Origin of the sequence: Campylobacter sp. RM12637 (assembly GCF_020137645.1) — a bacterium.
GTDB lineage: Bacteria > Campylobacterota > Campylobacteria > Campylobacterales > Campylobacteraceae > Campylobacter_E.
In genome coordinates this window covers 111,987-133,053 of sequence record NZ_JACGAV010000001.1, presented here as the reverse complement: position 1 = coordinate 133,053, position 21,067 = coordinate 111,987, and the positions used below count along the sequence as shown (strand labels likewise).

At 26.5% G+C, this 21,067-nt stretch carries 20 protein-coding genes; 18 read left to right on the top strand and 2 right to left on the bottom strand.

Annotation, left to right across the window (positions count from 1 at the left end):
• Nucleotides 1-5 precede the first annotated feature (5 nt).
• The 3 genes from AVBRAN12637_RS00630 to AVBRAN12637_RS00620 are packed head-to-tail and all read left to right on the top strand — an operon-like array spanning nucleotide 6 to nucleotide 5,515.
• Nucleotides 6-1,553 carry a GGDEF domain-containing protein gene (locus tag AVBRAN12637_RS00630; protein WP_336613733.1) on the top strand — a complete coding sequence of 516 codons (1,548 nt, stop codon included), beginning with the start codon at nucleotides 6-8 and terminating at the stop codon, nucleotides 1,551-1,553.
• Nucleotides 1,537-2,670, top strand: a complete 1,134-nt coding sequence (locus AVBRAN12637_RS00625) for a Mur ligase family protein (protein WP_336615158.1) — start codon at nucleotides 1,537-1,539, stop codon at nucleotides 2,668-2,670. The genes AVBRAN12637_RS00630 and AVBRAN12637_RS00625 overlap by 17 nt, the downstream gene beginning before the upstream one ends.
• On the top strand, nucleotides 2,651-5,515 hold the full coding sequence (locus AVBRAN12637_RS00620) for a DEAD/DEAH box helicase (protein ID WP_214115847.1): 2,865 nt from the start codon (nucleotides 2,651-2,653) through the stop codon (nucleotides 5,513-5,515). Before AVBRAN12637_RS00625 ends, AVBRAN12637_RS00620 begins: the two co-directional genes overlap by 20 nt.
• Before the next feature lie 21 nt (nucleotides 5,516-5,536).
• On the opposite strand, the gene fliI is transcribed toward AVBRAN12637_RS00620, so the two are convergent.
• Both fliI and folE read right to left on the bottom strand, forming a co-directional pair.
• On the bottom strand, nucleotides 5,537-6,832 hold the full coding sequence (fliI, locus tag AVBRAN12637_RS00615; protein WP_214115846.1) for a flagellar protein export ATPase FliI: 1,296 nt from the start codon (nucleotides 6,830-6,832) through the stop codon (nucleotides 5,537-5,539).
• Nucleotides 6,829-7,368 carry a GTP cyclohydrolase I FolE gene (gene folE, locus AVBRAN12637_RS00610; RefSeq protein ID WP_214120540.1) on the bottom strand — a complete coding sequence of 180 codons (540 nt, stop codon included), beginning with the start codon at nucleotides 7,366-7,368 and terminating at the stop codon, nucleotides 6,829-6,831. Before folE ends, fliI begins: the two co-directional genes overlap by 4 nt.
• Before the next feature lie 76 nt (nucleotides 7,369-7,444).
• On the opposite strand from folE, the gene tig reads away from it, so the two are divergent.
• From tig to AVBRAN12637_RS00535, 15 genes are all read left to right on the top strand, one after another.
• Nucleotides 7,445-8,734 (top strand): trigger factor, encoded by a 1,290-nt coding sequence (gene tig / locus AVBRAN12637_RS00605; RefSeq protein WP_214120539.1) that lies wholly within the window; start codon nucleotides 7,445-7,447, stop codon nucleotides 8,732-8,734.
• Complete coding sequence (gene clpP, locus AVBRAN12637_RS00600; RefSeq protein WP_214115843.1) at nucleotides 8,731-9,318, top strand: ATP-dependent Clp endopeptidase proteolytic subunit ClpP; 588 nt, start codon at nucleotides 8,731-8,733, stop codon at nucleotides 9,316-9,318. The genes tig and clpP overlap by 4 nt, the downstream gene beginning before the upstream one ends.
• A gap of 9 nt (nucleotides 9,319-9,327) precedes the next feature.
• Nucleotides 9,328-10,341: a GGDEF domain-containing protein gene (locus AVBRAN12637_RS00595; protein WP_214115842.1), complete on the top strand. Its 1,014-nt coding sequence runs from the start codon at nucleotides 9,328-9,330 to the stop codon at nucleotides 10,339-10,341.
• Nucleotides 10,331-10,849, top strand: a complete 519-nt coding sequence (def, locus tag AVBRAN12637_RS00590) for a peptide deformylase (protein WP_214115841.1) — start codon at nucleotides 10,331-10,333, stop codon at nucleotides 10,847-10,849. The genes AVBRAN12637_RS00595 and def overlap by 11 nt, the downstream gene beginning before the upstream one ends.
• A gap of 656 nt (nucleotides 10,850-11,505) precedes the next feature.
• Complete coding sequence (locus AVBRAN12637_RS00585; RefSeq protein WP_214150590.1) at nucleotides 11,506-12,993, top strand: flavocytochrome c; 1,488 nt, start codon at nucleotides 11,506-11,508, stop codon at nucleotides 12,991-12,993.
• Entirely contained in the window at nucleotides 12,994-13,338 is a 345-nt protein-coding gene (locus AVBRAN12637_RS00580; RefSeq protein ID WP_214120635.1) for a cytochrome c3 family protein, read from the top strand.
• Nucleotides 13,335-13,850, top strand: coding sequence for a cytochrome c3 family protein (locus AVBRAN12637_RS00575; RefSeq protein ID WP_336615157.1), 516 nt, complete (start codon nucleotides 13,335-13,337; stop codon nucleotides 13,848-13,850). Before AVBRAN12637_RS00580 ends, AVBRAN12637_RS00575 begins: the two co-directional genes overlap by 4 nt.
• A complete protein-coding gene (locus AVBRAN12637_RS00570) occupies nucleotides 13,847-14,506 on the top strand; it encodes a response regulator transcription factor (protein WP_214115837.1) in 660 nt (219 codons plus the stop codon). The genes AVBRAN12637_RS00575 and AVBRAN12637_RS00570 overlap by 4 nt, the downstream gene beginning before the upstream one ends.
• The gene (locus AVBRAN12637_RS00565; protein WP_336606826.1) at nucleotides 14,469-16,100 is read left to right on the top strand and encodes a sensor histidine kinase; all 1,632 of its coding nucleotides are present in this window, start codon (nucleotides 14,469-14,471) and stop codon (nucleotides 16,098-16,100) included. The genes AVBRAN12637_RS00570 and AVBRAN12637_RS00565 overlap by 38 nt, the downstream gene beginning before the upstream one ends.
• On the top strand, nucleotides 16,093-17,325 hold the full coding sequence (locus tag AVBRAN12637_RS00560; RefSeq protein ID WP_336615156.1) for an FAD-binding protein: 1,233 nt from the start codon (nucleotides 16,093-16,095) through the stop codon (nucleotides 17,323-17,325). Before AVBRAN12637_RS00565 ends, AVBRAN12637_RS00560 begins: the two co-directional genes overlap by 8 nt.
• Nucleotides 17,326-17,369: 44 nt before the next feature.
• The gene (locus tag AVBRAN12637_RS00555) at nucleotides 17,370-17,723 is read left to right on the top strand and encodes a diacylglycerol kinase (RefSeq protein WP_336613727.1); all 354 of its coding nucleotides are present in this window, start codon (nucleotides 17,370-17,372) and stop codon (nucleotides 17,721-17,723) included.
• Entirely contained in the window at nucleotides 17,720-18,445 is a 726-nt protein-coding gene (locus tag AVBRAN12637_RS00550) for a Nif3-like dinuclear metal center hexameric protein (RefSeq protein WP_336609420.1), read from the top strand. The genes AVBRAN12637_RS00555 and AVBRAN12637_RS00550 overlap by 4 nt, the downstream gene beginning before the upstream one ends.
• 9 nt (nucleotides 18,446-18,454) lie before the next feature.
• Nucleotides 18,455-19,159 carry a zinc ribbon domain-containing protein gene (locus AVBRAN12637_RS00545; protein WP_214115832.1) on the top strand — a complete coding sequence of 235 codons (705 nt, stop codon included), beginning with the start codon at nucleotides 18,455-18,457 and terminating at the stop codon, nucleotides 19,157-19,159.
• Nucleotides 19,160-19,176: 17 nt separating this feature from the next.
• Nucleotides 19,177-20,307, top strand: coding sequence for a glycosyltransferase N-terminal domain-containing protein (locus AVBRAN12637_RS00540; protein ID WP_214150291.1), 1,131 nt, complete (start codon nucleotides 19,177-19,179; stop codon nucleotides 20,305-20,307).
• On the top strand, nucleotides 20,294-21,052 hold the full coding sequence (locus AVBRAN12637_RS00535; RefSeq protein WP_214115830.1) for a pseudouridine synthase family protein: 759 nt from the start codon (nucleotides 20,294-20,296) through the stop codon (nucleotides 21,050-21,052). Before AVBRAN12637_RS00540 ends, AVBRAN12637_RS00535 begins: the two co-directional genes overlap by 14 nt.
• Nucleotides 21,053-21,067: the final 15 nt, after the last annotated feature.

Below are 21,067 nucleotides of genomic sequence, written 5' to 3'. Positions count from 1 at the left end.
AAAAAATGTCTATTAATATTAATGTGATTGCTAAAGAAACAATTGTAGAACTTACCAAAAGGAACTTATTATTAACTCCTGAAAATTATTCAGAAGTTTTTGATGAGATTGCTAAAAAGTATGGAAGAACAACTCAAAATATTGATAAAATTCAAGGGTATATTTCTAAATTAAATCCCACATTAGCTCAAGATGTAAAAGGAAGAAATGTAAAAAGCTTAGAAGAATTAGTAGTATTTTTAATCTCTAAAGCTAATGGTATAAAAGAGGATAATAGTGATAAAAAGCTCATAATAAACTATAATATAATTTGTAAAAAATTATTAAAAATATTATCAAATTTACCAAATAAATCAACTAAAACTCTTAGTGAAGAAGCTTTAAATAAATTAAATAATTCAAGTCTAAAAACATTAGAAGAATTAAAAAAAGATTGGATTAGGGTAGATGATGATTTATTAGAACTTAATAATAAAATTCAACATTTAGGATTAAACTCAAGAGATGATTTTTTAGAAATTTTAGATGAATTATCTTTAAAAATTGAAAGAAATAATGCTAATGCAGTATGTGAAAATTTAGCTCCATCTGTGGCTTATTCTTTAACTCCATCAATTGCTAATTATGTAAATGATGAAATCAATCAGTTTTGTGAAAGTATAAATGCAGAGCCGCAAATATTAGGCGTAAAGCAAATTACAGAACAATTTAGAAATCTAGTCAAAAAAAGAATAGATATTGATAGGGCAGAAATTTCAAGTTCAAATAAAGTTTTAAATGATGTTTTAGAGCAAATTAGCGATAAGATTGTAAGTATTCTTAGCATGGCTACAAATTCTCAACAAAAAGTTCAAGAAATTAAAAAAGAAATTGAAAGTATTAAAGCTGAAGATGAAGCTATGCAGACTATTAAAGCAAGATTGATAGCTATAGTTGCTATGTTTGAAAAAGAAATAATAGATTTAAAAGAAAAAACAAAATTAGATGCCGATACTTTAGGTGATCTTAAAATTAAAGTTCAAGGACTAGAGCAAGAAATTAACAAACTAAGAGAAGAAACTCAAGTAGATTTTCTAACTCAACTTGCAAATAAGCGTCAATTAGAAGAACAATTAAAATTAGCCGAAGAATCTTATGAAAGATATAATATAAATTATTCAATAGCATTTTTTGATATTGACCATTTTAAGTTTATAAATGATACCTATGGACACGCAGCAGGAGATACTATACTTGCTAATTTAGGAAATATTATTTTAAATAACATTAGAAAATTAGATTGTGCGGGGAGATATGGTGGGGAAGAATTTATGGTAATTCTTCCACATTCATCAATTGATGATGCAGTAAAATTTGCTGAAAAAATTAGAGTTTTAGTATCAGAGCAAAAGTTTTTATGTAAAGGTAAGACTATTAGTATAAAAGTAAGCGGTGGGGTTAGTGATAGAAGAAGCTATGAGACCCAAGAGCAATTTATTGAAGCTGTTGATAAATTATTATACGCAGCAAAAAATGCAGGTAGAAATAATATAAAAAGTGCAAGTAGAAAATAAACTTTCAAATTATTTAGATAATTTAGCGGAATTTTACGAGAAATTTGACCTTTTTAAGGCTCATAGATTTAAGCATTTGCTAAATTATGATTTTGATACAAAAGTAGTGCAAATTTTAGGCACTAATGGTAAAGGTAGTACGGGAAGATACCTTGCTTTAATGCTTAGTGATAGCGGGTATAAAGTAGGGCATTTTATAAGTCCACATATATTCTCTTACAAAGAAAGATTTAGTATATTTCAAAATCAAGTTATGCAAGATATTGATTTAGACATAGCTCATAATATTTTGCAAGATAAATTAAAAAAGCTTAATTTAAAAGAAAATCTTAGTTATTTTGAATATTTATGTTTTTTATCACCTATTGTTTTTAGTGAGTGTGATTATGTAATTTTTGAAGCTGGACTTGGTGGAGAATACGATGCTACAAGTATTTTTAAAAGAGATTTATGTGTATTTACTCCGATTAGTATTGACCATGCTGATATTTTAGGTTCTAATTTAGATGATATTTTTAGAACCAAAATTAAAGCAATGTGTGGTGTTAATATTTTTGCTAATAAAAATGAGATGATATTAAAAGCAGCCATTCAAAAAGGAGTTAAGGCTAGTTTTTTGAGTGCTGATTATTCAAAATTATGCCTTGATGAAAATGAGTTTTTAAAACATAATTTTAGCTTAGCTCAACTTGCATATTTTGAGTTAGAAAAACATTTTTATATAGGTAAAGCAATTAAATTAGATTTAAGAGCAAGATGTGAAAAATTAGCAAGTAATTTAATAATAGATGTAGGGCATAACGCTGCAGCTGCAAAGAATTTAAATCAAGAAATTAAAAAACAATTCCCAACTAAAGTTAGTTTAATTGCTAATTTTTTTGCCAATAAAGATGTAAAAGATATTTTAAATATTTTAAAGCCAAGTATTAATGAAGTTTTGGTTTTTAACTATGAAAGCGAACATAGAGCCTTAGCAAATGTTAAAGAGATTTGCAAAGAATTAGATATTAAATGCAGTGATTTTAGTGATTTTGATGCAGATAAAAATTATGCAGTTTTTGGCTCTTTTATGCTAGTAGAAAGGTTTTTGAGATTTTATGCAAGCAAATCTTTATGAGTATTTAATAAATAATAAAAATTATGCAAAAATTATTATATGTGAAGACTTAAACGAAGCAAAATCTTTATCAAATGTAGCTTTATATTTAGGGATAAATAGTTTTATTTTACCTGATTTTAGAGCAGAGATTAATGACGATTTACGCTCGTTTTCTATGGAATTATTTGATATTTCAAAAGTTTTAAGTGATTATTATGATTATCAAGATAAAAAGATTTTAATAATACCTATTAATACTATTAAAAAACCACTTCCAAGTAAAGATGATTTAAAATGTTTAAAGATTGAATTTGGCGATAGGATTAATTTAAATTCTTTAGCAAAAGAGCTTTTAAGGTTAAATTATAATTTAGTTGATATGGTTCAAAGTCCAGGAGAATTTAGTATAGGTCATGAAAAAATTGATATTTTTTCATTGAAATATGAAAATCCAATTAGAATAGTTTTATTTGATGATGAAGTAGAAAGTATTAAATATTTTGATGCAAGTTCTGGACTTAGCTATAAAGAAGAGTGTGAATATTGTGATATTTTGCCGTTAATTTCTTATGTAAGCGAAGAAAAATACGAAGAAATCAAAGAAAGTATTTTAAATAATGATGATTTAAATGAATACGAAAGCGTATTTTATTGGCATTTAAAACTTAGTAATTATTTAGAGTTTTCTTATGTTTGCACGAAAGAATTTGAATTAGGAAATATAATTTCTAAAGCTAAAAAATATAGCGATATGGTGTTTAATCCTAGCAATGATTTTTTCAAATTAAACTCAAATAAAAAAATAAAATTACTAGCTAGTAATGAGAATAAATTCTTAGATTATAAATTAGGTGAAAATGTAGAAAAAATCATCTCAAATGCAGTTTTAAATATTCAAAGCGATGATGAATTAATATTAAGTCTTAATAAATATTATAAAAAAGAGAAAAAATATAAATCAAGCATAGTTTTAGATGAGCTTATAAAAAATGATTATGTAGTTCATGAGCGATACGGCGTAGGTAGATTTTTAGGATTAGAATTAATAGAAAATGAAGGAAAAAAGCAAGAATTTATTGTGATTGAATATCAAAATGAAAACAAATTGCTACTTCCAACTAGCTCACTTTATTTGCTTGATAAATATATTTCAAGCTCAATTCCTGAACTTGATAAATTAGGCAAAAATACTTTTGTAAAACTCAAAGAAAAACTTAAAACTAAATTATTAGCAATTGCAGGTGCTATTACTGAATTAGCAGCAAAAAGGCAGTTAATTGTAACAAAGGCTATTAAAAAACCACTTGATTATGAGATATTTAAGGCTAAAGCAGGATTTGTTTTAACAAGTGATCAAGAAAAAGCAGTTAATGATATTTTTGAAGAGATAAGCAAATGCACTCCTATGGATAGATTGCTTAGTGCTGATGTTGGTTTTGGTAAAACCGAAGTCGCAATGCACGCAATTTTTGCCTGTGTTAAAAATGGTTTAAATGCCTTATTTTTTGTCCCGACTACACTTTTATGCTCTCAACATTATAAAACACTTAAAAATCGTTTAGAGCCTTTTGGAATTCAAGTTTTTAGACTTGATAGATTTTCTAATACTAAAAAAGCTATTATGAATACAAAAGAGCCAAAGGTTATTATAGGAACTCACGCTTTACTTAGCTTAGCAATTGATGATGTTGGGCTAATTGTAATTGATGAAGAGCATAAATTTGGTGTAAAACAAAAAGAAAAATTAAAAGATATAAGCATAAAAGCTCATCAATTAAGTATGAGTGCTACTCCAATCCCAAGAACGCTTAATCAAGCTTTAAGCACACTTAAGACTTATTCTCAAATTCTAACTCCGCCTAATGATAGATTAGATGTAAGAACTTTTGTAAAAACTTATGATGACGCTTTAATTAAAGAAATCATAGCAAGAGAGCTTAGGCGTGGCGGGCAAGTATTTTACATACACAATCATATAGCTTCAATTGAACATAAAAAACGCTATTTAGAAGAGCTTTATCCAAAGCTTAGAATTTTAGTTTTACATTCAAAAATACCAGCAAATGAAGCTGAAGAAAAACTATTTGAATACGAAGAGAAAAAGTATGATTTATTATTATGCACGAGCATTGTTGAAAGTGGAATTGATTTAGCAAATGCAAACACCATAATAGTAGAAAAATCAAATCATTTTGGCATAGCTGATTTGCACCAACTTCGTGGTAGAGTAGGTCGTAGCAAAATACAAGGATTTTGTTATTTTCTAGTTGATAACGAAGAAAGCGTTAGTGAAGATTCTAAGAAAAGATTATTAAGCTTAGCTAGTAACTCGTATTTAGGCAGTGGTAGCACTCTAGCTCAAATGGATTTAGAAATAAGGGGCGGTGGTAATTTATTAGGTGCTGAACAAAGCGGTCATATAGAACAACTTGGCTATGCACTTTATATTAAAATGCTAGAAGCTGAAATTAATAGACTAAGTAAAGGAAATATCACAAAAGAGATTAAATACGAGCAAAAATTATTAGTAAATGCTTATATAAGCGATTATTTAGTGCCTAATGATAAGCTAAGATTAAGCCTTTATAGAAAAATAAATGAGTGTGATAATTTAGCTAGTTTATCTACTATGCAAGATTCTTTTAATGATAGATTTGGCAAATGTGATAGCTATACAAGAAATTATTTTTCACTTATGGCAATTAAAATTTTATGTATTAAGCACGGATTTTGTGAAGTTAGTAATTATGAGCAAAATATAAAACTTTTAAAAGATAATGGTGAAAGAATTATTTTAAAAGCATCAAGTAAAAGCGATGATGATATAATAGATACTTTATTAAAATATTTAAATTCTTTATAAGAATTTAAATATTAATTCGGATTAATTAATTTGCTCAAGCATACTTAAAACTTCTTCAAAAGCAAAAGCTTCATCATTTCCTTGTCTTAAAAAATCATTCATATAATCTTTTTTACTCATTGCAAAATCAAGCTCTTTATCGCTACCTTTTACATAAGCACCAATTCTAATTAGAGTTTCGTTTTCTTTTAAAACTGAATTAAGCCTTTTAAACTTAGCAGCATTTTTTTTATGTTCAGGCGTTACCACATCTCCCATAACCCTACTTGCTGAATTTTGAATATTAATCGGAGGATATATTCCAAAATCAGTCAGGCTTCTATCTAATACGATATGCCCATCAAGAATTGACCTACTTTGATCAGCAATAGGATCGCTCATATCATCTCCATCAACTAGCACGGTAAAAAATGCTGTAATAGTTCCTTTACCTTCTTCTTTACCAGCTCGCTCCATTAATTGCGGCAATAGATTAAATACACTTGGTGGATAGCCTTTAGCAGTAGGCGGCTCTCCAAGAGCAAGACCGATTTCGCGTTGAGCCATAGCAAAACGAGTAACGCTATCCATTATAAATAATACATCCATTCCTTGCTCTTTAAAAAATTCAGCCACACTCATAGCACAAAATGCCCCATATTTACGCATTAATGCACTATCATCGCTAGTCGCAACTATCATAACGGTATCATCCATTTTACCACCTAAATTCTTATGTATAAACTCAGGAATTTCTCTACCACGCTCACCTATTAAAGCAACTACTTTAACGGCTGCAGGGGCATTTTTAACTATCATTCCCATAAGAGTTGATTTACCAACCCCAGAACCAGCAAAAATGCCTAATTTTTGTCCTACTCCACAAGTTAAAAGCCCATCAATACTTTTAATACCAACAGGAAAAGGCTCACTTATAAGCCCACGCTTAAGTGCATCTATTGGTGCTCTTAAAATAGGCATCATTTTACTTGGTGTGATTTTTTCTTTTCCATCTTTTGGACGCATAAATGGATCAACCACACGCCCAAGTAATTCCATAGAGCAAGGAATTTTCATTCCTGCTTCTTCTAAAAATGCTTTATCTCCGATTTTAAAGCCTTCTACAAAATCAAAAGGGCTTAAAAATGAAATATGCTCTTCAATCTTAACAACCATTGCATAAGCGGTTTTTTCTTCATTTTCAAGTCTTATAACATCGCCTACGCTAGTGATTAATCCTTTAATCTCTATACTAATTGCAGAGATTTTGTATATAAAGCCAAAATTTTGTGAAATTGGTATTTTTGATATTTTATTTTTAAGTTTTTCTAAGTTCATTTTATTAGTGAATAAAATTCTTTCCTAGTTCTTTCATCGCTTAAAAATATGCCTTTAAGAGAACTTGTTATTGTTTTAGAATTTACTTTTTGAATTCCACGCATTTGCATACATAAATGCTCAGCTTCAATAGTTACAGCAACACCTTTTGGCTTTAATATTTCATATAAAGCTAGGCTAATTTGTTCGCATAATTGTTCTTGGATTTGCAATCTTCTTGAATAAACTTCAACAAGTCTAGGTAATTTTGAAAGCCCAACTACTTTTCCATTAGGTATATAAGCAATATGAACTTTTCCAAAAAATGGTAATAAATGATGTTCGCATAAGCTATAAAAATCAATGTCTTTTACTAAAACCATTTCATTGTTATCAGTGTTAAAAATAGCTTCGTTTAAAATTTCTTTTGGATTTTTTGTATAGCCACTACATAAGAATTCATATGATTTTTGAACCCTTTCAGGTGTTTTTACTAATCCTTCTCTATTTGGATTTTCACCAATTTTTATTAATAAATTTTTAATTAAGTCTTGCATTCTTTACCTTTATATTTTGCCAATGATTAATTTTTTTAGCTAGAATTGTGCGAAATATTTTACAAAAGGTAGTTTAATGAAACTTAGTACAACAAAAATTGATGAAATTAATTACTCAGTAAGTGGTGTTATAGAAAAATCTTTAATAGATGAAAAGGTTAAAGAAATAGCTGTAAAAGCTAGTAAAACTATGCAAGTTGCTGGTTTTAGAAAAGGCAAAGTTCCTGTAAATGTTGTTTTAGATAGATATAAAGATTCTTTACTAAAAGACGCAGAACAAGAAGCGATTACAAGTGCTTATAAAAATGCAGTTAAAGAAACAGGTAAAGATGAAAAAGAATTAATCGGTGAGCCAAGCTTTAAAAAATTCGATAGAAAAGATAATGGAATTGAATTTGAATTCGTAGTGTCTTTTAGACCAACAATTGATTTAAGTGGTTATGAAGCATTAGTTCCTGCATTAAAAATAGAAGAAATTAAAGAAAAAGATATTAAAGCTAGAAAAGAAGCTATGCTTAAGCAATTTGCTCCATTAGAAAAAACTAAAAAACAAATCTTAAAAAAAGGTGATTATGCTAAGTTTGATTTTGAAGGATTTGTTGATGGCGTTGCCTTTGAAGGTGGTAAAGCAGAAAATTATATGCTAGAGATTGGAAGTGGTCAATTTATACCAGGATTTGAAGATGGTATGATAGAGCTTAAAGTTGGCGAAGAAAAAGATATAGAAGTAACTTTCCCTGAAAATTATCAAGCAGCTCATTTAGCGGGTAAAAAAGCAGTATTTAAAGTAAAATTACATGAAATTCACGCAAGAAAATTACCTGAAATTGATGAAGAAATGCTTAAAAAATTACTTCCTGGTGTAGAAAACCCAACTGAAGCAATTTTAGATGAAAAAATAAAAGAACAATTAGAAACAGAAGCTAAATTTAAACAAATTGATGAAAAATTAAAACAAGAATTTGTTGAAAAAATGCTAGAAAAATATACTTTTGCAGTTCCACAAAACATTTTAGAACAAGAAACTAACTTACAATTTAATCAAGCTGCAAGAAGCTTTAGTAAAGAAGAATTTGATAAATTAAAAGATGATAAATATTTAGAAGAAAAAAGAAAAGAATATGAAGCAGAAGCTTTAAAAAGCGTAAAATTAACTTTCATTGTTGATGAATTAGCAAAATTAAGAAATGTAGTTGTAAATGACCAAGAAGTAGCACAAGCTATTTATTTTGAAGCTTTAAGATACGGAATGGATCCTAAACAACTAATAGAAAACTATACAAAAAATGGCACATTACCAGCTGTTAGAATGAGTTTAGTAGAAGAAAAATTATTTGCTGATTTATTTTTAGGAAAAGATAAATGAGCTACATACCTTATGTAGTAGAAAAAACTAGCAAAGGCGAGAGAAGTTATGATATTTACTCTCGCTTACTTAAAGATAGAATTATTCTTTTAAGTGGTGAAATAAATGATGATGTAGCTGCTAGCGTAGTTGCACAATTATTGTTTTTAGAAGCTCAAGATTCTACTAAAGATATTTATTTGTATATAAATAGTCCTGGTGGAGTTGTAACTAGTGGTCTTAGTATATTTGATACAATGAATTATATTAAACCTGATGTTAGTACAATTTGTATAGGACAAGCTGCTTCAATGGGAGCGTTTTTACTTAGCTCTGGAGCTAAAGGTAAAAGGTTTGCTCTTCCAAATGCTAGAATTATGATACATCAGCCTTTAGGCGGTGCAAGAGGTCAAGCGACTGATATTGAAATTCAAGCAAAAGAAATTTTAAGATTAAAAGCAATGCTTAACAAAGTATTAGCTGAAAATACCGGTAATAAATTGGCAAAAGTTGAGAAGGACACTGAACGCGATTATTTTATGAGTTCAGAAGAAGCTTTAAAATACGGATTAATTGATAAGGTATTAGAAAAAAGTTTTAAATAGGATAGGGCTTTGAATAAAGAGATAATACACGATGAATCTCCTAAGATTCAGAAATTAAGCGGTGGAGAATTTGAGAAATTTACTCAACAAGTAATTAAACAACTTATAGAGGATAATGTTCCACCAACTCCTACTAATTATTCTATTTATTTTGAAAAAATGTTAGATACTAAGCCTATGGCCTTTAAAAAAAGAGTAACAGAAATGATTACTTATGAAAAAGAAGACCAAAGTAATAAAGTTGCTGTAATAGAACAAGACATTAAAGAAACCTTTGTAAATATAAAACAGCTAGTAGGTTCTATTGCAACAATTTATAAAAATATAAGCACAATGAAAGCTTTAATTAAGAAAAAAATAGGCGATTTGAGTATCGCTACTGGTTCTTTATCTATTCAAAATATTTTAAGGTCTTTAGATAGTGATATGGCTAAACTCACCACAGCCCTTGATATTCAATTAAATAGTATAAAAAAAGGTTATGATGAGATTGTAAAAATACATAATAGGGTGAATGAGCAGAGTGAATTTGATGATAAATTCGGAGTGTTTAATAAAAGATATTTATATAATAATATTACTCAAGACATAGAAGATATTAAAAAATATGGTTATTCAATATCATTGATGTTTGTAAAGATTAAAGATAGTTTATTAAATACAATTGAATTACAAAAAGATAAAAATCTTTTGATGAGAAATGTTGCGAAATTATTATTAAAAACCTCAAGAAGAAGCGATGTTGTGGCACATTATGGAGATGGTATTTTTGTAATGGCAATGAAACATACAAATATAGTTAATGCAAAAAAAGCTTGTGAGAGAATTTCAGACTTATTTTACAATACAACATTTTTTATAAATGATAATGAAATTGATATTAATATAGAAATGAGCGTTGTAGCACTTAGTGGCGATAATTATGAAGAACAAATTCTTGAGGCTATTAGCGTATTACCGAATACTGGTAAAAATAAAGAAATTTATGCTGTAGTTGGAGATAGTGAAGAAAATGATGCTTAAATTAATAACTTATCCTAATAAATTATTATTTACTAGGAGTGAAGAAGTTAAGGTATTTGATGAAGAGTTACATACATTTTTAGATGATATGTATGAGACTATGATTTCATCTAGTGGTATAGGTTTAGCAGCAATACAAGTTGCAAAACCTTTAAGAATATTTTTGATTAATTTATTAAATGAAAATGAAGAACAAAATAAAGATGATTTGATTGAATTTATTAATCCAATAATAACACCTATTGGAGAAGGAACGCAAGTTTATGAAGAAGGTTGTCTTAGTGTTCCTGGTTTTTTTGAAGAAGTAACTAGATATAATAAAATTAAAGTTGATTATTTAGATAGATTTGGAAATCAAAAAACTTTAGAAGCTGAAGGGCTTTTAGCAGTTGCTATTCAACACGAAAACGACCATCTTGATGGACATTTATTCATAGAAAAAATATCATTTAGCGGAAGAAAAAAATTAGAAAAACATTTAAAAAGTTCTAAAAAGCCTAAAAAATAATTATGGCTTTTTAGATTATTGTTTATATCTTCATTTATTTTTCAAAATAATTTATACTTTTATAATTCATAGTAATATTTTAAAAAGTATAAAAATATTTGTTGTTAAAATCTTTTGGAATTTAATTTGCAATGCTTTTATAGAACTTACTTTGTATTATGCTTGTAGTTTAAATCATTTGATTAGTTTATAAATATTATTAGACAGATTTGATATTTAAAACTTAAGTGAATATTAAAAATTACGCAGCTTATAAATATAGTAATTTATATTAATTTAAATAAAATAATTGGTTTTAATAAGATATTAAAATACTTAAATTGATACTAAAAATTAAAATTGTAACTAAGCAGAAAAAATCGGATATTATTTTTTATTACAAAATAATTTTTAACAATACAAGCACTAAATACTAGATATTTTTATAAGATTTTCATTAGTTATTTTATACTTTTAAAAACTATTAAACAAACCTAGAAATTAAATTAATATCAAGATTTTAAATATTTTATAGGTGATATATCATTTCTATAATTGAAAATATTGACTATCTTAGACTTAAAATTTATATTAAAATCTTAAAAATAAATTTATATTTGACACTTTTTTGCCACTACATATTTTTATAATAAATTGATTTTTTAGAAGGAGTATAGATGTTATCAAGGAGAAATTTTATAAAAGGAGTAGCAGGAGTTGGCCTTAGTGCACCTTTAGCATTAAACGCTAATGACAATTTAGGAAAAGACATAAAATTTGATGAAATAGCTGATGTTATTATAATTGGAAGTGGTGTGAGTGCTCATATTTGTGCTGCTTATTTAGTAAAGAATAAAATTGATGTTTTAATGATTGAAAAGATGGATAGAATTGGTGGTAATTCTGCTTTATCTCAACAAGATTTTGCTGTTCTTAATTCAGATTTACAAATTAAAGCTGGCATAAAAGATAGCGAAGAATTATTTTTAAATGATTTAAATAAAGCTGGAGCTGGATATAATCATTTAGAACATTCTTTAAGAATTATAAGAAATTCAAATGAAGCATATGAATTTGCTAAAAGTTGTGGGGTTAAATATGCTGATAAGCTTAAGTTTTTAGGCGGTCATAGTGTTGCTAGAAGTGTTGAAACTATTGGCGGTGGTGGTGCTTGTATTAGCACTTTAAATGAATTTTTTATAAAACATAATGGAAAGATTAAAAACGAAACTAAATGTGATGAAATCATTCAAGATGAAAGTGGCAAAATAATTGGCGTAAGCGTTAGAGAAAATTATAGATTTAATAGAAATCTAGCAAATGATGATAGAGAGAATTTAAGTGGAGATAAAAAACACTATAAAGCAAGGCTTGCGGTAGTTTTTGCAACAGGTGGATTTAGCCGTGATATTGAGTTTAGAAGTATAGTAAATCCTAGATTAAGGTTGGCAAAAAGCCCTTCAAGTTTAGGTCAGACTGCTGGTGCATTAAAACAAATGTTAAAGGTAGGAGCAATCCCAACTCAATTAGCACTTAGTAGATTTTCTTTTGGAATTCCTACAGAAGATTTAATTTATGGGATTATGGTTGATTGCAATGCTAAAAGATTTTTAAATGAAGATGGGGATAGACAAGGTTTATCAAATAAAATTTTAGCTCATATGGAAAAGATTAACACAACAATTTATCCAATAATTATTTTTGATAGCACAGGATTTGCTAATTCGCACGACCCTAATAGAATGCAAAGTTTTATTACTGCAGGGAAAATGAAGAAATTTGATAGCCTAAGTGATTTAGCTAATAATTTTAAGCTTAATGAAAATGATTTATTAAAGACAATGCAAGATTATGAAACAGGCATTTCAAATAATAAAGATGAGTTTAAAAAAGATTTAAGTAAGATTAAAAATTCTAGTATGAGTAAAGCACCTTTTTATGCAATGACAGCTGCGCCAGGTCTTAGTTATACTCCAGGTGGTGTTTATGCTGATATAAATATGAGAGTTTTAAATATTAGTAACTATGAGCCAATTAAAGGGCTTTATGCGATTGGTGAGGCAACTGGTGGTGTTCATGGACAATCAAGGCTTACTAGTTGTTCTATTCCTGATTGTATGACTTCAGGAATTGCTTGTGCGAAAGATATTTTAAAAGGAGTATAAATGCAAAAATTATTAATGATTTTGATATTAAGTATTTTTGCATTAGGCAATGAATTTGCAATAAAACCACATCATATTGAAGTGAAATTAAAATGCACAGATTGTCATAAAGAAGCAAATGAAAAAGATTATAAAGCACTTGATTCTAATTCATGTCTAAGTTGTCATGGAAGTAAAGAGAAATTAGCAAAAAGGCTTGATTTTTTAAAAGGTAAAAACCCGCATAATAGTATTCATGATAATGCGAATTTAAATTGTTACACCTGTCATAATGAGCATAAGCCATCATTTAATATGTGTAATACTTGCCATAATACTAAAACTTGGATGAAGGAGATAAAATGAAAAAAACTATTATTTTTGTTTCATCTATTGTGGTTTTAACTTTAATTTTTGTATTTTTATCTCATAAAGCTATACAAATGACTGGAGATGATAAATTTTGTGCAAGTTGTCATGTAATGCAACCGATGAAGGAAGCTTATATTAAAGATGTTCATGGTGGTAATAATAATTTAGGTATTAAAGCAAATTGTGTTGATTGTCATTTGCCACACGATAATATAGTAAATTATCTAAGCACAAAAGCTTATAATGGCATTAAAGAATTTAGTATCACTGCTATTGGAGCTGATGAAAAGATAGATTGGTATGAAAAACTCAATCATAAAAAAGATTATGTTTATGATAGTGGATGCTTAAAATGTCATCAAGATATTACTAAAATTAATTCTAAAAATGAAATGCAAAATACAATGCATAAAAGATATTTAGATTACGCAAATGAATTAAAATGTGTAAGTTGTCATACCCATGTAGGTCATGATGGTTTAAGGGGCAAATTAGATAAAAAATGAAAAAATACACAATTTTATATGCAGAAGATGATTTAAATCTAGCAAGTCAAGTGATTGATTTGCTAGAACTACTTGATTTTAATGTGCTTTATGCTAAAGATGGCTTAAGTGCTTTAGATATATATTTAGCTAAAAAGCCTGATATATTATTACTTGATATTTCTATGCCAAAACTTGATGGTTTAAATTTATTAGAAAATATAAGAAATTCTGATAATAAAATTCCTGCTATTATGATTACAGCTTTAAGTGATAAACAAACTTTATTAAGTGCAGTTGAGCTTAATATTTGCAAGTATTTAATAAAACCTTTTGATAGGATTAAACTTGAAGATGCTTTAAAAAAGGCTATAAAAAGTATTAATAATAAAATTAAATTAAGCAATAATATATATTTAGATATTGATTTAAATGAGTTATTAATAAATGATGAGATTATTAAGCTTAGCAAAAAAGAATTTTTATTGCTTGAAATTTTGTTAAAAAGTAGTCCTAACATTGTAGATATTTATAAGATTTGCGATTATGTATATAATGATTATGATGTAAGTTCTGATGCTATTAAATCACTTATTAAAAATCTTAGAAAGAAATTAGGCGATAAAGGTATAATTCATAATGCAAATTCTCGTGGATACTATATCAAAATTACTTAATATAAGCATTCGCAAAAAAGCTTTTATATTTGTTTTAACTTTGATTATCTTTTTATGTTTTATTTTGAATTTTTTATATATTTCTTGGCATAAAAATTATTTATTTCAAAACAAAAATAGTTTTAATGATAGGTTTGAATATTTTTATAGTGATTTTTTAAATAATTTATTAAACAATACGCTTAGTATTAGTTATGAATTTAGTTCTAATTTAGATTATTTAAAAAATGATGAAAAGCTAAATAAATTAAATAAATTATTTTTAAATTTAAGCTCAAATGAGGCGTATTTAAAGGATATTAAATTATTTATTTTAAAAGAAAATATTTGCATAGAAAAAGATAAAATAAAATTAAATTGCCAATATGATTTTAATAATCAAACAGATATTTTACTTAGATTAAATACCGAACCAGTTTATTTAATTAATTTAAAAATAAATGAAAATTATGCGATTACTTATACAATAAGTGCAAAAAAATTATTAGATAATTTAAAAATTCAAGATGATTTTTTAGCTGCTTTAAAGTATGAAAATGAGTATTTTTATAATGAATTTGATTGGCAAAATAAAACTAAACTTTTAAAAAATGATGAAGATATAATTAAGTTAGATGATAAATATTATTTAAGTAATGAAATTATTTTAAATGATAGATTTTTAATATTGATTAAAAAAGATATTACAAAAGATTATAAAACTCATTTACATATAATAAAAAAGGCTTTTATAATTAGTGTGATTTTGGTATTTTTTGCTTTTATTGGGGTATATTTTGTTTTAGGATTTTTAATTAATAAATTATTAAAAACCGAAGAAAAACTAAGAAAATTAAATGCAAATTTACAAGAAGAAGTAAAAAATCAAGTTGAAATAATTAAGGCTAAATTAGATGAAAATACACAAAAAGAGCAATTGCTAAATCATCAATCAAAATTAGCTGCATTAGGTGAAATGATAGCTTGTATAGCTCATGAATATAGACAGCCATTAGCAACTTTAGGTGCAATTTCTAGTTATCTTGAGATTAGTTTAGAAAAACAAAAAATTGATGATAAGTTTCATCAAAAATTAAAAGAGATAAATCCTATTTTAAATTATATGTCAAAAACTATTGATGAATTTTATGATTTTTATAAGACAAAGCAAGAAAAAAGCTCTTTTTATGTTTATGAAGCTATTTTAAATTCTTTAACGATTTGTAATGCAAGCCTTACAAGGAATGCAATTAATACTACTTTAAGACTTGATAAGAATTTAAAAATAAATTCATATAAAAATAGTTTAGCTCATGCAATAATCAATCTCATTACAAATGCAAAAGATGCTTTAGTTAATATAAAAAATCCTTATATTATAATTAATCTTTATGCTTATAAAAATAATATTTACATTAGTATAAAAGATAATGGAATAGGGGTTAAAAAGGATTTAGAAGAAGAAATTTTTAAACCTTATTTTAGCACGAAAAATGGTTCAGGGCTTGGGCTTTTTATGATAAAAAATATTTTAAATAGCGAGTTAAATGCTGATGTATTTTTAAAAACTAGAAAAATTGGAGCTAATTTTTATATTAGGATTGCTTATGAATGAGTTGTTTTGTTTAATTGTAGGTAGTGGTATTAGTGGTTTAACATTGGCGAATTTATTGGTTAAACAAGATATTTTATTAATTGAGCAAGATGATGAATTAGGCGGAGCTAAGAGTTATTTAAATTTTGCTGCTAGTAATTCATCTTTTCAGCAACTAGCAAATATAAAAGATGATAAATTTTATGATGATTTGATTTCTTATTCAACTAATTATGCTGATTTTGCTTTATTAAAAGAGCTTAGTGAAAAATCAGCACAAGCTACTCAACTTTTAAAAAGTTTTGGGGTTGAATTTGAATTAGCTATATCAAATAGCTTAAATCATTCAGTTCCTAGAGAATTACACCCTTTAAAAAATGCTAAAGAAAGTGTGATAAATCCATTAATCAACAGATTGCTTAGTAAAAATGTAAATATATTAACTAAAGCTAAATTAATTGATTTTGATAATGGTATTGCAAGTATTTTACATAAAGATGAAATCATAAAAATTAAGGTTAAAAATATAGCTTTTTGCACTGGTGGATTTGCAAACGATAAAGAATTTATAAAAATTCATTATCCACTAGCTTATTATGCTAAAACTATGTCTAAGAACAATTCAAATTCTTTAAAGATTTTATTAAAAAATGGAGCAATCCCAACTCAATTAAGTCTAATGAGATTTGCTTTTGTTTTGCCTATGGATATTTTTAAATATGGAATTTTAATTAATTCTGATTTTAAAAGATTTGTTAGAGAAGATAGCTCAAGGCAAGATTTAGCAATAGCGATTTTAAATGAAATTAAAAATAATAAATTAGTTAAATTACTCCTAGATAATCACGGAATAAATTATATAAATGATACAAGTATATTTTACAAATACTATTCTTTAGAAGAAATTGATAAAAGATTAATTAATTGCGTTGATGAATATAATAGCTATTTTGGTAATAGGATTGATAAATTGGGTAAAAATCTTAATAATATTTCTATTAAAGCAATTAATAAGCCTATGTTTTATTTGGCTAATGTAGATGTTTATTTAAACTATACTTTAGGTGGGGTTAAATCAGATATATTTGCAAGAGTAGTTGATATAGATACTAATACAGCTAAGAATAATATGTTTGCTATAGGAGAAGTTAGTTCTATGTTTGGAGAAGCAAGGCTTAGTGGAGCTGCTAGCATAGCTTGTGTTGTATTTGCTATGAATGCTAGTAAATTTATGCTATCAATTTGAAAGTATTAATAATTTTTTTATAATCTAGCTAAATAGGAGAAAATATGAAGAAGAAATACTCATTTTTTAAAAACGCAAGTTATGCTTTAGCAGGGGTTAAAAGAGCTTTAAATGAAAGTGCTTTTAGGATAGAATTTATAATAGGAATTTGCTTTATTTTATTTGCTTTATTTTATCCTTTTTCTTTATTTGAAAAGGCATTTTTAATAGGTGTTATTATTTTAGTATTTGCTGCTGAATGCTTTAATACTTCTATTGAGAGCGTTGTAGATTTGGCAACTTCAAAATACCATAAACTTGCAAAAGATGCAAAAGACTTAGGCTCTGCTGGAGTATTTTTTACTATTTTAATAGCTGTTTTAACTTGGCTTAGCGTTTTATATAAGGAATTTTTATGAAAATAAGTGAGATTTATAAGATTTTAGATGAATTAAGCCCTTTTAATACTCAAGAAAGTTGGGATAATAGTGGGTTAATTTTAAGTAATGATGATAGTTGCGAAAGGATTTACCTTAGCCTTGATTTAGATTTTAATCAAGTAAAATCATTTTTATCAAATTCATTGATTATTACTCATCATCCTTTGATTTTTAAGGGTATTAAAAGTATTAAAAATGATTATGCTGGTAATATTTTAAAAGAATTAATCAAAAAAAATTGTGCTTTAATTTCTATGCACACAAATTATGATTTAAGTCATTTAAATAGATATTTTTGTGAAAAGTTTTTAGGCTTAGAAATAATTGAAAGCGATGGGTTTTTAGCTTATGCTAAGAATAATTTTAAAGATATTTATGAATTGGCTGATTTTTTAAAGGCTAAATTAAACTTAAAAAAAATATCAATATCTTTAGCAAAAGAAATAATTCAAACTGATTTAATAGGAATTTGCACGGGTTCTGGAATTTCATTGGCTAGTGAGCTTAAGAGTAATATATTTTTAACAGGAGATATTAAATATCACGACGCTTTAGCTCTTAGTGAAAATAATATAAGTTTAATTGATATTAAGCATTATGAAAGTGAGATTTGTTTTGCTAATTCTTTAGCGAGTAATTTGCAAAAATTACCGATAGAGATTATAATCAGCTCTTCAAAAAATCCATTTTTAGAGTATTAAGGACATACTATGAATAAACACCTATCACAATTAGTAGAGCTTTCTAAATTAGATAAAGAAATAGATAGTTTTTTACCACAAATTGAAAGTGCTAAAAGAGAAGCGAACAATTTAGAAGATAAAATTAAAAGTCTTGAGAATAAAAATTCAAAATTAGAAGAAAGCATAAAAGAAATTAGTGAGAGTAAAGTAAAAGTAGAAAATCACATAGCTCAATTTTCAACAAAAATCAATGAAACAGCTAAAAAAATTGCTTTAGTAAAAACAGAAAAAGAAGCAAACGCTTTAAAATTAGAAGAAGAAATCGCAAGAGAGCAATTAGAAGCTGCAAATGAAGAAATATCAAAATTAGAAAAAATAGTAGATAATAAAAAAGAAGAAATTAAAGAAAATCAAAAAGAAATTACTAAATTAAATGATGATTTAACTATAGCAATAGCTAATCAAAAATCAGCACTTGATGCTATTGAAGAAAAAAGAAAAGAAATTTATGTAAGAAAAGATAAGTTAGCTAGCGAAATTGATAGCAAAGTTTTCGGATTTTATGAAAAAATTAGAAAATGGGCTAAAAATACTGCAGTAGTTCCTGTTAAAAAACAAGCTTGCTATGGTTGTTTTATGCAACTAAATAGCAAAACTTTTAGCGCAGTTTTAAAAAGTGAAGAGATTAATAACTGCCCACATTGTGGAAGAATTTTATACATAGAAGAGTAATTTTTATAATTTAAAAAATGTATTTTTTTTATATTCTTGTTTCTATTTTAATTTATCCTTTATTCTTATTGGTTTTAATTCCTTTAAGTTTTAAGGATAAATATTCTAAACTTTATCAAAAATTTTTACCATTCAAAAAGCATAAAATAGCAGATATTCATTTTCATTTTGCAAGTTATGGAGAAGCTGTCGCTTTAGGCGAGTTGATTAAATATTATAAAAATAAAGGTTTTAAAATATTACTTACTTGTTCATCAAAAACAGGACTTATGAAAGCAAAAGAATTTGATGATAATGCTTTTTTACTACCTTATGAGCCATTATTATATTTATGGCTTAAACCTGCTAAGACTTTAATAGTATTTGAAGCAGAATTATGGTTAGCTTTACTTAAAATATATAAAGATTTTGATAAAAATACTATTTTATTAAACGCTAGAATGAAAGAAAATAGCTTTAAAAATTATAAAAAATTTAGTTTTTATTATGCAAAAATATTTTCATATTTTGATTTAATTCTTGCTCAAAGTAATGAAGATAAAGAAAGATTAGAATATTTTAATGCTAAAAATATAGAAGTTTTTACAAATATAAAGATTACAAATAAGCCAATAGTTACTAAGCAATTAAGCAAAAATAAAGAAATAATTTTAATTGCAAGCACTCACGAAAATGAAGAAGAAATAATTCTAAATAAGCTAGATAAAAATTTCTTAAAAGATAAATGTCTAATAATAGCACCAAGACACCCTGAAAGATTTCACAAGGTTGAAAAATTACTTAATAATAAGGGTTTTAATATTGTAAAATATAGCAATGATTGTGATGGATATTTAAAAAGTGAAGTATTTTTGCTAGATACTTTAGGAGAATTGATTAATTTTTATTCAATTAGTGATTATGTGATTTTGGGTGGTTCTTATGTTAAAATAGGCGGACATAATTTCGCCGAAGCTGCGTTTTTTGGCTGCAAAATCACTTCAGGAACTAATGTATTTTCTCAATATTCAAGTCTAAAATGTATAGAAAATATAAAAATTAGTGATGATATTGATTTTACAAATGTTAAAAATGCTAAAATCAAAAACGAATATACTTTCAACGCATTATGCGAAATATTAGATAGGAAAATAAATGAAACAAGATAAAGCATATAAATTATTAGCAATTCAAGAAGGAATTTCAAATTCAGCTGCTAAAGAATTAATAGATTTAGGTTTAGTAATGCACGGGGGCAAAAGATTAGAGATTGCAAGGGGTCTTATGCCTGTTAATACTATTTTTAAACTTGCAAAACCAGAGCTTAGCGTATTGTTTGAAGATGATAATTTATTAGCTATTAATAAGCCAATTGGTATTGCGAGCGAACATATTAAAAATAATTACACTCTTTTAAATAGACTTGATAAGGATACAAGTGGCATTGTATTATTTGCTAAAAATGAAGAGTTTTTAAAGGCTGCAAAAAACGAATATAAAAAAGAAAAAGTGCAAAAACTCTACCTAGCAATTACTAATAAAATAGTAAGCGAAGGAATGGAGATTGATGAGCCAATTTTAACCATAAAAGGCAAAAGTGCATTTAGTAAGATTAGTAATAGCGAAAACGCAAAATACGCTTATACTAAAATAGAGCCTTTAATTATAGAAGGTAAAAAAACCTTATTAAAAGTGCAAATTGCAACAGGTAGAACCCATCAGATAAGAGTTCATTTAAATAGCGTTGGTCTAGGAATTTTAGGCGATGTTAAATATAGTAAAATAATTAGCTCAAGGCTAATGCTTCATTGTGCTAGGACAAAAATATTTGATTATGATATAAAAACTCCTATGCCAAATGATTTTCATAAAGACTTTGAATTAAAAGGGCTTAATTTAGACTTTTTATTTTAATTTTTAATGCTTTTA